This is a genomic window from Flavobacterium sp. SM15 (assembly GCF_022012335.1).
Taxonomy (GTDB): domain Bacteria; phylum Bacteroidota; class Bacteroidia; order Flavobacteriales; family Flavobacteriaceae; genus Flavobacterium.
On sequence record NZ_JAKLTO010000035.1, the window covers coordinates 1 to 307 of the forward strand.

The following is a 307-nucleotide window of genomic DNA, read 5'->3' on the forward strand; positions in this document are numbered from 1 at the left end:
AGAATCTTCCAAACGATACGTTAACCCAGCCTCGAATTTATTGTACAACAACGTGTTTAACGACAAATCCAATGAAGTTGGCGCATTAAACGAGGATTTTACCATCGCAAACGGTTTTAACTTCATGTTCTGGTTGATGTCAAACACATAGCCTCCCGTTACAAAGTAATGCGACTCTTCCGATCCAAACTTTCTTCCGTTAAAATCAAGGTGTTTCGACTTTAACATATTCGGAATCGAAGCCCCGATGTAGTACTTCTGGGTGTAGAAAAACAATCCAGCTCCCACATTCAAAAACGTATTGTTC

1 protein-coding gene is annotated in these 307 nt (G+C 40.1%); it reads right to left on the bottom strand.

What is annotated here, in order from left to right:
- Window positions 1-307: type IX secretion system membrane protein PorP/SprF (locus tag LZZ90_RS14005; protein ID WP_237791325.1), on the bottom strand; the 307-nt coding region annotated here is incomplete at both ends.